Genomic DNA, 13251 nt, shown 5'->3' with positions numbered 1-13251 from the left:
GGCGACCGGGGGCCTCACGCGGGCCTCGCCGTCACGTCTCCGGGGCCGTCCGCGCCACGGCCCCGGGGGGATCGGTCTCGCGGACCGGCGGGCCGGGCGCCGGGGCGGCGGGGACACCGGCCGCTGCGGCGTCCGGGTGGACGGGAAGCACCTGGTCGAGGCCGATGATGCCCAGGACACGCAGGGTGGGGGCGGGGACGGCCGCCAGCACGACGTCGGCCCCGGCGTCCAGGGCGACGTTGCGGGCGGCCAGGAAGGCGGTGATCCCGGTGGAGTCACAGAACGTCAGCCCGCTCAGGTCGATGACCAGCCGTTGCCCGGGACGCAGGACGAGGCGCGGGAGCACGTCGTGGAACCCGCCGGCGGTGGCGAAGTCGAGATCCCCGGCCACCTCCAGGACCGTCCCGGCCGGGAAGGCGCGGACGCCGACGGTCAGGCCGTTCACGCCGGTTTCCCGGTCGCGCCGAGGGCGGGCACGCTGAAGGCCATGGTCGCGGTGTCGTCGTCCAGGCCCTCGCCGAAGCCGTGCAGCAGGGCGGTGACCGCGGTGATCGTGTCCCCGGCCGTCGCGGGGGCAAGCCGGGCGGCGAAGTCGAGCAGCGCTCCGTCGCCGAAGAGGGCCCGGCTGGAGTCGACGCGGGCCTCGGTGAGGCCGTCGGTGTACATCAGCACGGTGTCGCCGGGGGAGAGCACCGTACTGGTGCGGGTGAACGGCGGGCGGGGCAGCACGCCGACGAGCACGCCGCCCGGGGTGGGCAGGTACTCGGCGCCCCCGCCGGCCCGCAGCAGCAGCGCCGGGGGGTGCCCCCCGCTGGCCAGGGTGAGGGTGAAGCCCTTCCCCTCCGGTTCGAGGATCCCGAACACGACCGTGCAGAAGCGGGGCTGGCCGGTGTAGCGCTCCAGCAGAACGGTGTTGAGCGTGGTCAGCACCGTGACCGGGTCGGAGTTGTGGACCGCCGCGGCGCGCAGGGAGTATCGGGTCAGCGAGGTCATCGCCGCCGCGGCCGGGCCCTTGCCGCACACGTCGCCGAGGAAGAAGCCCCAGCGCCCGTCGCCCAGGGAGAACAGGTCGTAGAAGTCGCCGCCCAGGCGGTCGGGGGAGGCGGTGTGGTAGTGCGCGGAGGTCTCCAGTCCGGGGATCTCCGGCAGGACGGGGGGAAGCAGGCTGAGCTGGAGGGTCGCGAGCACGTTCTGGAGCCGCTCGCGTTCCCGTTCGGCCCGGAGACGGGCCTCCTCGGCCTCCCGCTGGGCCTGCTCCGCCTCCCGGCGGGCCTTCTCGGCCTCCTTGCGGGCCCGCAGCAGCTCGGTCTCGTAGGCGCGGCGATCGCGGGCGTCGAAGACGCTGGTGCGGATCAGCAGGGGCTGACCGTCGGTGCCGGTCGTGACGGTGGAGGTGACGAGGACCGGCAGGCGGGAGCCGTCGGCGGCCTTGAGGTCGAAGGCGATGCCGCTGATCTCCCCCCGCATGCGCAGCAGGGGGGCGTAGTGGGTCTCGTGATAGAGCCTGCCGCCGACGGTGAGCAGGTCGGTGAAGCTCATGCGGCCCACCACCTGCTCGCGGGTGTATCCGAGCCAGGCCAGCAGGGTTTCGTTGATCTTGGCTATCTTCCCGTCCAGGAGAGTGGAGAGATAGCCGCACGGAGCGTTCTCGTACAGGTCCACGGCGCTGTCCTCCAGAAGGGCCGTGAAAGCCGCGTCCTGCGTCAGGCTACCGTCGCCGCCGTTCTGCTCCGGTTCCTGCTCGGTCCGGGACATCACCGGGCGGCCCCGGCGAAGGAGAGGATGGCCTGGGCCGTCGCCTCGGGGGCGCTCAGCTGCGGGCAGTGGCCGGTGGCGTCGAGGGTGACCAGCGTGCTGCCGGGGATCGCCGCGTGGACGTAGGCGCCGACCTCGCGCGGGGCGATGAAGTCCTGCGTGCACTCCAGGATCAGGGTCGGTACGGTGACCGCCGCCAGGTCGGCGCGGTTGTCGGACAGGAACGTGGCGTGGGCGAAGACGCGGGCGATGTCGGGGTCGGTGGCGCAGAAGCTGCCGGTCAGCTCCCGGGCCAGCTCCGGGCGGTCGGGGTTTCCCATGATCAGCGGAGCCATCGTCGCCGACCAGCCCAGGTAGTTGGCGTCCAGGGACTCCAGCAGCTCCTCGATGTCGGCCTCGCTGAACCCGCCGCGGTAGTCGCCGTCGTCGATGTAACGGGGGGAGGGGGTGACCAGGACGAGGCGGGCGAAGCGGCCGGGCTCCCGCGCCGCGGCCAGCACGCCGATCATCGCGCTGACCGAGTGACCCACGAACGTCACGTCCCGCAGGTCCAGCTCCCGGCAGATCTCCACGACGTCGCGGGCGTAACCGTCCAGCGACGCGTACCGCTCCTCGTGCCACGCCGACAGGTCGGAGCGCCCCGCCCCCACGTAGTCGAACAGCACCACCTCGAAGTGCTCGGCGAGGGCGGGCACGACCAGCCGCCACATGTTCTGGTCGCAGCCGAACCCGTGCGCCAGCATGACCGTCGGCGCGCCCCTCTGGCCGGTCACCGTCACATTGTTCCGTTTCGCAACGTTCACACCGCCCATCCTCTCACCGCGCCACGGCTTCTCCGCGGGACGCGGTGAGACCAGAGCGCGGTGAGACCGGGACGCGGTGAGACCGGGGTCAGCGGGGCAGGTCGAGGCCGTAGGCCAGCAGCGTGAGGGAGGGGACGGGCCGCCAGTCGCGTTCGGGGAGGCGGCGGAAGCCCTCCGAGAGGTACAGCCGCCGGGCGGTCGTCATCGCCGGTTGCGTCGACAGCAGCAGGAGCCCGACGCCCCGGCGGGCCGCGAGGTCGATGGCGGCCCGCACCAGCGCGCGGCCGACGCCCCGCCCGCGGGCGTCCGGCGCCACGGCCAGCGCCCTGATCTCACCTTCTCCGGGGTCGCGCGCCACCTCGCTGCCCTCGTGCCGGGGCTCGAACATGACCGTGCCCAGCAGCCGGTCCTCCTCCGCCGCGACCAGTACCTCGCCGGGGCCGTCGGCGCCCAGGACGCGCAGGGTGGCGGCGTAGCCGGGGCTGGCGTCCAGCAGCCCCTGCGCGTCGTAGGCGGCGACCCGGAGCTCTCCGGCGCTCTTCATCTCCTCGGGGCGGACATCACGCACGATCATGCGGACATCCAACCACCACGCCCCACCGGACGGATGGTCTCAGGGACGTGCCCGGCGGGCGAGCACCACGACACGCCCATGAACGAATTACTGTTTTTTTATTTCTGGAAATTGGAAAAGGCTACGCTCGTCCGGTGGTCAAGGACGCGGGCGTGGTGACGGCATGCAGGCACTGCGGTGCGCCGATCGAGCAGCGCCCCGGGCGGGGCCGCCCCCGGGCCTACTGCCCGCAGGGGGGCTGCCAGGCGATGGCCAAACGGGAGCGGGAGCTGAAGCGGGCCGTGCCGGGCCTGGAGGGCGCGCTGGCTCGGGCCGAGGAGCTGTACGACCGCATGGAGAAGGGCATGGCGGCGGCGATCGCCCCGCTGGCCCAGGCCCTGTCCGACGAGCTGAGCCCGGCCGGGGTGGAGGCCAGGCTCAGCGCCGTGCAGGCCGAGGCGCACACCCGGGTGGCGCTCGCCCACGCCGAGCGCGAGCAGGCGCTGGAGCAGGTACGGCTGGCCCGCGAGGCCGCCGGTCACGCCCGGCGCGAGCGCGACGCCATGGTGCGGCAGGTGGAGGAGGCCAACGCCGAGCGCGACACCGCGCTGGCCGACGCCGAGACCGCCCGGGAGCAGGCCCTGGCCGCGCTGCACGAGGCCGCCGCCACCGAACGCCTGGCCAGGAACGCCGAGCAGCAGGCCAGGCGGCGGGCCGAGCGGGCCGAGGCCGCCATGGACACGGGCGTGCGGGAGATGGCGGAACGGGTGGAGGCGGCCGAGACCGCGGCCCGGCAGGCGCAGGCGGGCGCCGCGCACGAGCGGGAGCTGGCCGGGCGGGCGCACGCCGAGCGCGACCTGGCCCGGCGGGCGGCCGAGGAGGCGCAGGAGGCGCGGGCCGCGGCCGAACGGGCCGTCGCCGCCGCCGAGGCCCGCGCCCGGATGCTGGAGGCGGAGCGGGACCGGGCGCTGGCCCGCGCCGACGAGGAGGCGCGGGCGCGGGCCAAGGCCCAGGCCGAGGCGTCCGAGGCCAGGATCAGGACGACCCGCGCGGAACGCCGGGCGGCCGACGCCGAGAAGCGGGCGGCGCGCCGGGCGGCCGAGGCCGGCGACCGGGCCGCGGACGAGGTCGCCCAGGCCCGCGCGGAGCGGGACGAGGCCCGCACCCGGCTGGCCCTGGAGCAGATGAGGACCGCGGACCTGCGCGAGCGGATCGAGGCGTTGCAGGCCGAGGCCGCGGCGCTGCGGGAGCGGGCGGTCACCGCCGAACTACGCGCCGCCGGATAGCGCCGGCACGGCGGGGCCCCTGGAGGCCCGGAGACTCCGGTCCCCCAGGGGCGGCGGCGCTCAGCGCGGGATCGCCCAGTCCGGCACCCAGGTCCCGGCGGCGCCGTGGCCGGCCGCCGTGGCCGCGAGGTGGGCGCGGAGGACGGCCAGCGCGGGGTGGGGGTTGTCGCGGTGCCACAGGAGCGAGTGCGGGTAGACGGGCGTGGGGTCGGTCACCGGGATCCGGCGCAGGCCGTGGCCGGCGGGCCAGACGAGGCGGGTCTGCCCGCCCATGAAGGTGGCCAGGGCCGGGGTGTCGGCGACGGTGTCGAGGAGCGCGTCGGAGCCGAAGTTGGGGCCGGTCACCTCGATGGTGAGGCCGAACTCGGCGACGAGGTCGTCGTAGTAGGCGGCCCACTCGGTGCCGGGGACGACGCCGGGCATCCAGATCCGGTGCCCGGCGAGCCGGGCGAGGGGCACCGACCGGGCGGCCGCCAGCGCGTGGCCGGGGCCGACGAGGAGCTGGAGCGGCTCGTCGATCACCCGGACGGACTCGACGCCCTCGGGAAGGGGCCGGCCGGGCGCGGCGACGGCGCGGAAGGACGCGTCGATCGCACCGGACCGGATGGCGGCGACGGCCCTCTCGATGTCGAACAGCATCACCACGTCGAGTTCGATCTCGGGGTGCGCGCGGTGGAAGCCACGCATCAGGCCCGACTGCGCGCTGCGTGAGGTGATCACGTCGACGCGCAGCGGACGGCTGCCGGCGCGCACCGACGCGACGGCCCGGTCGGCGGCGCGCAGCAGCTCCCGGGCGTGGGGCAGGAACGCCTGCCCGTCGATGGTGAGCTCGGCGCCGCGCGGCGTGCGGGTGAACAGCCGCACGCCGAGGTCGCGTTCCAGTGCGGCGATGCGCTTGGAGACGGCCTGCTGGGTGACCGCCAGCTCGGCGGCGGCCTCCTGGAACCGCCCCGCGTCGGCGGCGGCGACGAAGGTCCGGACGGTGTCGAGATCCATGCGGACACCCTACGGACACAACCATCGGTTGTATCCGGGTGGCCTTTCGGTTGTTTGATCCCAGGAACGATGCTCGCTTTGATGCTTCTCGATCACGGATCGGTTGTACGGACGAGAGACGAGGGGCGTCGGGCATGCGGGAAGGGCATCGGCTGGGGCGGCGGTTCGGGTGGCTCTGGGGAGCGTACGGGACCAGTGCCCTCGGCACGTGGCTCGCCTTCGGCGCGTTTCCGCTGATCGCGGTCCAGGTGCTGCACGCCGGACCGGCGGAGGTCGCGGCGCTGTCCTCCCTGGGAGCGGCGGCGGGCGCGGCCGTGGCGGTGCCGCTCGGCCCGTGGGTGGAGTTCCGCCGCAAGCGGCCGGTGCTGATCGGGATGGACCTGCTGCGGTTCGCGACGCTGCTGACGATCCCCGCCGCGTTCGCGTTCGGTGTGCTCTCCTTCGTCCAGCTCCTGCTGGTCTCGGTCGTCACCGTGGCGGCCGACATCACCTTCCGCGCCGCCTCCGGCGCGTACCTGAAGACGCTGCTGCCATCGGGGGACCTGCTCGTCGCCAACGCCCGGTTCGAGGCCACCTCCTGGACGACCACGATCATCGGGCCGCCGCTGGGCGGGGCCGCGATCGGGCTCCTCGGCCCGGTGGCGACGGTGACGGCCGACGCGGTCAGCTACCTGCTCTCGGCCCTGGGCATCCGTGCGATCGGCGCTCACGAGCCGCCGCCCGAACGCCGGGAGGCCACGCGCATGCGAGCCGGGGACCTGCTCGACGGCTGGCGGTACATCCTCGCCGACCCGGTGCTGCGCCCGCTGTTCCTCAACATCGCCCTGTTCAACGGCCTGGTGATGGCCATCGACGCGCTGCTCGCCGTCCTGATGCTCGGCGAGCTCGGGTTCGCGCCGTGGCAGTACGGCCTCGCCTTCGCCGCGCCCGCGATCGGCGGACTGCTCGGCTCGCGGCTGGCCCGCCCGCTCGTCTCCCGGTTCGGGCAACGCCCGGTCCTGGCCGTGACCGGTACGCTGCGCGCGCTCTGGCCCGTCGGCCTGGCCTTCACGGGGCCGGGCACCGGGGGGCTGCTGCTGGTGATGGGCGTCGAACTCGGGCTCATCCTCTGCTGCGGGGTCTTCAACCCCGTCTGCGCCGCCTACCGTCTGGAGCGCACCGCGACCGGCCGGGTCACCCGCGTGCTGTCCGCCTGGACGGTGACGACCAGAGCCTCGACCGCTCTCTTGACGGCCGTCTGGGGAGTGCTGGGCGGCCTGCTCGGCCCGCGCACGGCCATCGGCCTGGCAGGCGTGCTCCTGCTGGCGACCCCACTGCTGCTTCCCCGCCGCGCCGCGACGCTTCCCGCTGAACCGGAGCCGTCGCCGGCATGCGGGCCCGCGGCGCCGTCATCGCCTCCTCGGCGGCCGGACCACCGGGGACTCTCGTCGGGCCGGGGCCGGGGCCGGGGCCGCTCCGCTCCGGAGGACGGCTCCCGGAGCCCGGGGACGGTGGCCGATATGCGGGACAATCTCAGTCGTGCGAGTCGGGCTGCTGGGACCGTTCGAGGTCCGGAACGGTGACGGGACCGTGGTGGAGGTCCCCGGGGTCCGGCTGCGCGCGCTGCTGGCCGTACTCGCCCTCGAACCGGGCCGGGTCGTCACGCGGGCGAGGCTGGTCGACTGGATCTGGGGGCGGCGGCCGCCCGCGGACGAGGCGAACGCCCTGCAGGCGCTGGTGTCCAGGCTGCGCAGGGCGCTGCCGGACGGTGTGATCGAGGCGGACTCCGGCGGGTACCGGCTGGTCGCCGACCCCGACGCCGTGGACGTGTGCCGGTTCGAGCACCTGACCGGCCTGGCCCGCGCCGCCGGGCCCGCGGCGCGGGCGGAGCTGCTGCGCTCGGCCCTCGCGCTGTGGCGCGGCACGGCCATGGCGGACATCGCGCCGCGTGACAGCGACGCGTTCGACGCCGCGGTCGCGCGCCTGGAGGAGCTCCGTGTCGCCGCGCTGGGGGATCGGGTGGAGGCGGACCTCCGCCTCGGCCGCGGTCCGGAGCTGGTCTCCGAGCTGACCGGGCTGGTCGCCGCGTATCCGCTGCGGGAGGGGTTCGCAGCGGCCCTGATGCGGGCGCTCGCCGAGGCGGGGCGCACGGCCGAGGCGCTGGCCGTGTACCGGCGGACGCGCGAGCGGCTCGCCGAGGAACTGGGCGCCGACCCGTCGGCCGGGCTCTCCGCCCTGCACGTCGCGCTGCTCCGTGGCGAGCCGGGCGAGCCGGGCGGGCGTACGGAGAACCGCGGGACGAACCTGCGCGCCGAGCTGACGAGTTTCGTCGGCAGGGACGACGACGTCTCCGCGGTCGCCGCCCTCGTCCGCGGGCACCGGCTGGTCACCCTGACGGGGCCGGGCGGCTCCGGCAAGACCAGGCTGGCCGCGGAGACCGCCCGGACGATGCTCGCCGGGCTGCCGGACGGGGCGTGGCTGGTCGAGCTGGCCCCGGTGCGGGCGGACGGCGACCTGGCGCAGGCCGCGCTCACCGCGATCGGCCTGCGCGACCAGGGCCTGCTCGGCGGCGCGCGGGGCGGGGAACCGGCGGACCGGCTCGCCGCCGCGCTCCGCGAGCGCGCGACCCTGCTGATCCTCGACAACTGCGAGCACGTGATCGAGGCCGCCGCGGCCTTCGCGGACCGGCTCCTGGGGGAGTGCCGGAGGCTGCGGATCCTCGCCACGAGCAGGGAACCGCTCGGCATCACCGGGGAGGTGCTGTGGCAGGTCGAACCGCTCGCGTCGCCCGCCGAGGGAGCGGACCCCTCCGAGGCCGGGTCCTCGCCCGCGGTGCGGCTACTGCTGGACCGTGCGGGTCTGGTGCGCCAGGACATCGGCACGGGTGCGGGCACCCTGTCGGCCATGGCTCGGATCTGCCGGGCTCTCGACGGGATGCCGCTGGCGATCGAACTGGCCGCGGCGCGGCTGCGCACCATGTCCGTCGACCAGCTGGCGCACCGGCTCGACGACCGGTTCCGCCTGCTGACCGGCGGCAGCCGTACGGCGCTTCCCCGGCACAGGACGCTGCGCGCGGTCGTGGACTGGAGCTGGGATCTGCTGACCGAGGCCGAACGCCGCGTGCTGCGGCGGCTCTCGGTGTTCTCCGGCGGGGCGAGCCTGGAGGCGGCCGAACGGGTGTGCGGGGACGGCGTGTCCGGCGGGGAGCAGGTGTTCGACCTGCTGACCGCGCTGGCCGAGAAGTCGCTGCTGATCGCCGGCGGCGACGGCGCGCCGCGCTACCGGCTGCTCGACACCATCGGGGAGTACGCGGCGCACCGGCTCGCCGAAGCCGGGGAGACCGAGCGGGCGCACCGGGCGCACCTCGCCCACTTCACCGGACTGGCCGAGACGGCCGAGCCGCATCTGCGCCGGGCCGGGCAGCTGGAGTGGCTGGCCGTGTTGAGAACCGAGCACGACAACATCGGTGCGGCCCTGCGCCGGGCGATCGCCGCCGGATGGGCGGGGGAGGCGATGCGGCTGGTCACCGCGGCGGGCTGGTACTGGTTCCTCAGCGGGTACCGGACCGAGGGCGCCGAGTTGAGCGTCGCGGCGGCCTCACTGCCCGACGAGGCGCCCGGCGAGGTGCCCGACGAGGTGCGGGCGATGGCGTACCTCCTGGTGACGGTGTTCGCGACCTCCGGGCCCGGCCGCGACCAGTACCGGGCGCGGGAGTGGATCCTGCGGGCGCACCGGCTCACCCTTCGCGGCGGGCATCGCAACCCGCTGCTGGGGTTCGTCGCGCCGCTGGAGCGGATGCTGCGGGAGCCGGCGGAGTTCCTGCCCGCGTTCGAGCCGCTCATCGCCGGCGACGATCCGTGGGTGCGCGCGCAGGCCAGGCTCACGCGCGGCCGGCTGCGGCTCACCCACGGCGGCGACGAGACCGGCGTGGACGCCGACGCCGGGATCGCCCTCGCCGAGTTCCGCGCGCTGGGAGAACGGTCGGGGATCTCGCTGGCGCTGACCTTCCTGGCCGACCGGCTCGCCATGCGCGGTGAGTTCGCGCGCGCGTGCGAGCACTACGAGGAGGCGGCCGTGGCGCTGACCGAGGTCGGCGCGGCCGAGGACGTGGTCGGCCTGCGGGCGCGGCAGGCCCAGCTGTGCTGGCTGCTCGGCGATGAGCGGGCCTGCGCCTCCGCCATGGCCGAGGCGCAGCGGTGCGCGGACGGGATCGCCTGGCCGGACGCGTACGTGCTCGCGGAGCTGGCGCTTTCGAAGGCGCAGCTGGCCCGCTGGCGCGGCGAGCCGGAGCAGGCGCGACGGCATCTGGCGGAGGCCAGGGCGGTGCTGGGCGACGACGGGGAATCGGACGTCTGGCTCCGCGTCAGGGCCTCGGGCCTGTACGGCCACCTCATCGAGGATCTCGACGAGGCCCGCGCGCACTGGAGCGAGGCGCTCCGCGCGACCGCGGAGACGGGGTATCCGCCGGCGATCGCCGGGGTGCTGGTCGGGATCGCGGATCTCGCGCTGCGCCGGGGGGACCACGAGCGGGCCGCGCGGCTGCTCGCGGCGAGCGACGCCGTACGCGGCACCCCGGATCTCTCGCAGCCGGACGCCTCCAGGATCGCCGGGGAGGCACGGAGCCGCCTCGGCGGGACCGCGTTCGCCGAGGCGATCCGCGACGGGCGGCGGCGCGATTGGCGCGAGCTGGCCGAGACCGCCCTCGGTCCGTGAGCGTCGCGCGCCGGTCGGCGGCGCGGACGCCGCCGGGGCCCCTGCGGCGACCGGGTCCGGCGCGGGGCGGCGCCGGCGGCCGTGTCAGCGGCCGTGTCAGCGGCCGTGTCAGTACGGCGACGGCCCGGTGTCAGCGCGGCGGGCGATGGTGGACGCCGTCGACACCCGGCTCTGAAGGCCGACGAGAGGAACCACCATGGAACACACCGTCACCGGGCTGCCCGCCGAGCGCCGGCCCGGCTGTCCCTTCGACCCGCCGTCGGAGCTGGTCGAGGCGCGCGAGCACGGCCCCATCAGCCGCTACGTCTTCCCCGACGGGCACCGGGGCTGGCTGGTCACCGGGTACGACCTGGTCCGGTCGGTCCTGGCCGACCCGCGGTTCAGCTCGCGCAAGGAGTTCATGCTCCATCACCCGTACATCGACTACAGCGGCGTGGAGACCGTCCCTCCGGCGGGACCGGGCGAGTTCATCCTCATGGACGACCCGCGGCACAGCCGGTACCGCAAACCGCTGATGGGGAAGTTCACCGTACGGCGGATGCGCCTGCTCACCGAGCGGATCGAGCAGATCACCGCCGAGCACCTGGACGCCATGGAGAAGACCGGGCCGCCGGCGGACCTGGTGACCGCGTTCGCCAAGCCGATCCCCGCCGTCGTGATCTGCGAGCTGCTGGGCGTGCCGTACGAGGACCGGGGTTCCTTCCAGGAGAACATCGACAAGTTCCTCAACGGGGAGACGAGCGACGAGGACCTGTTCGCGGCCTACACCGCGACCCAGGGCTACCTCGCGGAGCTGGTGGCCTCCAAGCGCGCCGCCCCGACCGACGACGTGCTCAGCGACCTCACCGACGGCGACCTGACCGACGAGGAGCTGAGGGGGATGAGCCTGATCCTGCTGGCGGCCGGGCTCGACACCACCGCGAACATGCTGGCGCTGGGCACCTTCGCACTGCTGCGCGACCCGGAGCAGCTCGCCGCGTGGCGCGCCGATCCGGCGCTCACCGACGGGGCCGTGGAGGAGCTGCTGCGGTATCTGACCGTCGCCAAGATGTTCATGAGGACGGCGCTGGAGGACGTCGAGCTGGGCGGCCGGATCATCGAGGCCGGTACGACGGTCGTCCTGTCGAACCACGCCGCCAACCGCGACCCCGAGCGCTTCACCGACCCCCACGTGCTCGACCTGCGCAGGCGGGAGGGCGGGCACGTGGCCTTCGGCCACGGCGTCCACCAGTGCCTGGGCCAGCAGCTGGCCCGGGTCGAGATGCGGGTCGCGTTCCCCGCGCTGCTGAACCGCTTCCCCTCGTTGCGCCTGGCCGTACCGGCGGAGGAGGTCGCGCTGCGCCCGGAGGTGGCGGACATCTTCGGGGTGAAGAACCTCCCGGTCACCTGGGACGCCTGACCGCCGAGGGCGGGCGCCCGTCCCACCCGGTGGTCCGGGTGGGAGGGCGCGCGATCGGGCCGGCCGGGGGCATCGGCCCGACACGGCGCGGTCGCGCCGGCGCGCGGACACGGCGCCGCGGTCCCGCCGGTCATGACCCCTCGGGCGCGAGGCCGCTGCGCCGGGCCAGCACCCTGGTCCCCGGCCCGGAGGCGGCTCCCGGACCGGGCAGTGCCGTCACGTCGGCGGTGGTCGCCGGTTTCCCGCACTCCGAGCAACAGACCCGCGGCGTGAACTCGGCGCCGCACTCGTGGTGCACCAGGCGCACCGGCGGACCGCCTGCCGGTGTCACCCATTTGTCGCCCCAGGCCATCAGGGCCATCAGCACCGGCACGAGTTCGAGGCCGGCCTCGGTGAGGTGGTACTCGTGCCGTGGCGGCCGCTTCTGGTAGGCCCGGCGCTCCACGATGCCGCCGGCGACCAGCGTCTCGAGCCGGCGGGTGAGCAGGTTGCGGGAGATGCCGAGGTTCTCCGCGATGTCGTCGAACCGGTGCAGGCCCAGATGGATGTCCCGCACGATCAGCAGTGTCCACCACTCGCCCACGCGCTCCAGTGACTGTGCGATCGAGCAGTGCATCTCCGCGAAGCTGATCCGTTGCATGACCCCAGCATAGTCAGTTGAATCATTGAACTCACTGCTGTACGTTCGTGGATCAAGAGTTCAATGAAAGGACTGACAGATGCCGTTCGTGGAGTTGTTCGTCCCCAAGGGATCGCTCGACCAGGAACGCCGCGAGATGATCGGCGGGCGGCTGGTGTCGGAGGTGATGATCGCCGAGGGCGCCCCGGACACCGAGACGGCCAGGTCCATCTCGTGGCTGGTGGTGAACGAGGTCGACGCCTGGTTCGTCGGCGGCCGGCGACTGCCCGCCGGGGAGAAGCCGAAGTACGTGGTGCGGGTGGGGGTTCCGGCCGGCTCGATGGACGACGGCAAACGCCGCGACATCGTGCGGCGCGTCACGCGGGTGCTCGCGGACGCCGACGAGGATCCGGAACGGTTCACCCAGGCCGCCACCGCGTGGGTGCACATCAACGAGATTCCGGAGGGCAACTGGGGAGCGCGCGGCGAGATCGTGCGCGTCGAGGACATCGTGGCCCTGGTGGCCGGCGGTTGACCCCTCGGCCGGAACCCGGCGCGACGCCCGCGGGGATCGGGGGCCTGCCGGGCCGGTGGCCCGTTTGACAGTCGTGTCGCGACGCCGTTTCATGGCGCTTCTTCGAAATCCGCGAACGGGAAGGCGTCATGCCCCCCTGCATCTGATCTGCACGTCGTCCTCGGCGCGGGAGGAGCCATCGGCGGCTCCGTGGTCCGCGAGCTCGTCTCCCGGGGGCACCGCGTCCGCGCGGTCAACCGCAGCGGCCGGGTGCCGGAGCCGCACGGCGTCGAGGTCCACCGAGGTGACGTGACCACCGCCGAGGGCGCCAAGGCCGCCTGCGCCGGGGCCGAGGTCGTCCACCACTGCGCCGCCCCCGCCTACGACCGGTGGGTGGAGGAGTTCCCCCGCATGACCGGCGCGGTGCGCCGGGGCGCGGCCGCGGCCGGCGCGAAACTGGTCCTCGCCGACAACCTGTACATGTACGGCCCCGCCGACGGACCCCTGACCGAGGACCTGCCGTACGCCGCCGCCGACCCCAGGGGCCGGGTACGCGCCGAGATGGCCGAGGCGCTGCTGGCCGCCCACCGTTCCGGCGAACTGCGCGTCGCCCTCGGCCGGGCCTCGGACTACT

General features: G+C 74.6%; 11 protein-coding genes and 1 pseudogene. 6 read left to right on the top strand and 6 right to left on the bottom strand.

What is annotated here, in order from left to right:
* Window positions 1–31 precede the first annotated feature (31 nt).
* From AB0D67_RS09665 to AB0D67_RS09650, 4 genes are all read right to left on the bottom strand, one after another.
* The gene (locus tag AB0D67_RS09665) at window positions 32–445 is read right to left on the bottom strand and encodes an STAS domain-containing protein (RefSeq protein ID WP_362931843.1); all 414 of its coding nucleotides are present in this window, start codon (window positions 443–445) and stop codon (window positions 32–34) included.
* The gene (locus tag AB0D67_RS09660) at window positions 442–1662 is read right to left on the bottom strand and encodes a SpoIIE family protein phosphatase (protein WP_362931841.1); all 1221 of its coding nucleotides are present in this window, start codon (window positions 1660–1662) and stop codon (window positions 442–444) included. Before AB0D67_RS09660 ends, AB0D67_RS09665 begins: the two co-directional genes overlap by 4 nt.
* 92 nt (window positions 1663–1754) lie before the next feature.
* Window positions 1755–2528 carry an alpha/beta hydrolase gene (locus AB0D67_RS09655; RefSeq protein ID WP_362931839.1) on the bottom strand — a complete coding sequence of 258 codons (774 nt, stop codon included), beginning with the start codon at window positions 2526–2528 and terminating at the stop codon, window positions 1755–1757.
* Between the two features lie 118 nt (window positions 2529–2646).
* Entirely contained in the window at window positions 2647–3132 is a 486-nt protein-coding gene (locus AB0D67_RS09650; protein WP_362931837.1) for a GNAT family N-acetyltransferase, read from the bottom strand.
* A gap of 134 nt (window positions 3133–3266) precedes the next feature.
* Here AB0D67_RS09650 and AB0D67_RS09645 point away from each other — a divergent pair, with 134 nt between their 5' ends.
* Complete coding sequence (locus tag AB0D67_RS09645; RefSeq protein ID WP_362931835.1) at window positions 3267–4397, top strand: hypothetical protein; 1131 nt, start codon at window positions 3267–3269, stop codon at window positions 4395–4397.
* A gap of 60 nt (window positions 4398–4457) precedes the next feature.
* On the opposite strand, the gene AB0D67_RS09640 is transcribed toward AB0D67_RS09645, so the two are convergent.
* Entirely contained in the window at window positions 4458–5393 is a 936-nt protein-coding gene (locus AB0D67_RS09640) for a LysR family transcriptional regulator (protein ID WP_362931833.1), read from the bottom strand.
* Between the two features lie 134 nt (window positions 5394–5527).
* Here AB0D67_RS09640 and AB0D67_RS09635 point away from each other — a divergent pair, with 134 nt between their 5' ends.
* The 3 genes from AB0D67_RS09635 (at window position 5528) to AB0D67_RS09625 (ending at window position 11484) form a co-directional block, all read left to right on the top strand.
* Window positions 5528–6955, top strand: coding sequence for an MFS transporter (locus AB0D67_RS09635; protein ID WP_362931831.1), 1428 nt, complete (start codon window positions 5528–5530; stop codon window positions 6953–6955).
* Window positions 6912–10085, top strand: a complete 3174-nt coding sequence (locus AB0D67_RS09630; protein ID WP_362931829.1) for a BTAD domain-containing putative transcriptional regulator — start codon at window positions 6912–6914, stop codon at window positions 10083–10085. Before AB0D67_RS09635 ends, AB0D67_RS09630 begins: the two co-directional genes overlap by 44 nt.
* 196 nt (window positions 10086–10281) lie before the next feature.
* Complete coding sequence (locus tag AB0D67_RS09625) at window positions 10282–11484, top strand: cytochrome P450 (RefSeq protein WP_362931827.1); 1203 nt, start codon at window positions 10282–10284, stop codon at window positions 11482–11484.
* 130 nt (window positions 11485–11614) lie between these two features.
* Here AB0D67_RS09625 and AB0D67_RS09620 read toward each other — a convergent pair whose 3' ends face one another.
* Complete coding sequence (locus AB0D67_RS09620) at window positions 11615–12124, bottom strand: helix-turn-helix domain-containing protein (RefSeq protein ID WP_362931825.1); 510 nt, start codon at window positions 12122–12124, stop codon at window positions 11615–11617.
* Window positions 12125–12203: 79 nt separating this feature from the next.
* On the opposite strand from AB0D67_RS09620, the gene AB0D67_RS09615 reads away from it, so the two are divergent.
* Both AB0D67_RS09615 and AB0D67_RS09610 read left to right on the top strand, forming a co-directional pair.
* Window positions 12204–12638 carry a tautomerase family protein gene (locus tag AB0D67_RS09615; RefSeq protein ID WP_362931823.1) on the top strand — a complete coding sequence of 145 codons (435 nt, stop codon included), beginning with the start codon at window positions 12204–12206 and terminating at the stop codon, window positions 12636–12638.
* 147 nt (window positions 12639–12785) lie between these two features.
* A pseudogene (locus tag AB0D67_RS09610) lies at window positions 12786–13250 on the top strand (NAD-dependent epimerase/dehydratase family protein); the annotation flags it as partial.
* Between the last annotated feature and the right edge of the window lies 1 nt (window position 13251).

It is taken from the genome of Streptosporangium sp. NPDC048047 (assembly GCF_040653115.1).
GTDB lineage: Bacteria > Actinomycetota > Actinomycetes > Streptosporangiales > Streptosporangiaceae > Streptosporangium.
The sequence above is the reverse complement of the archived record's forward strand: the minus strand, read 5'-3'. Positions and strand labels throughout refer to the sequence as shown.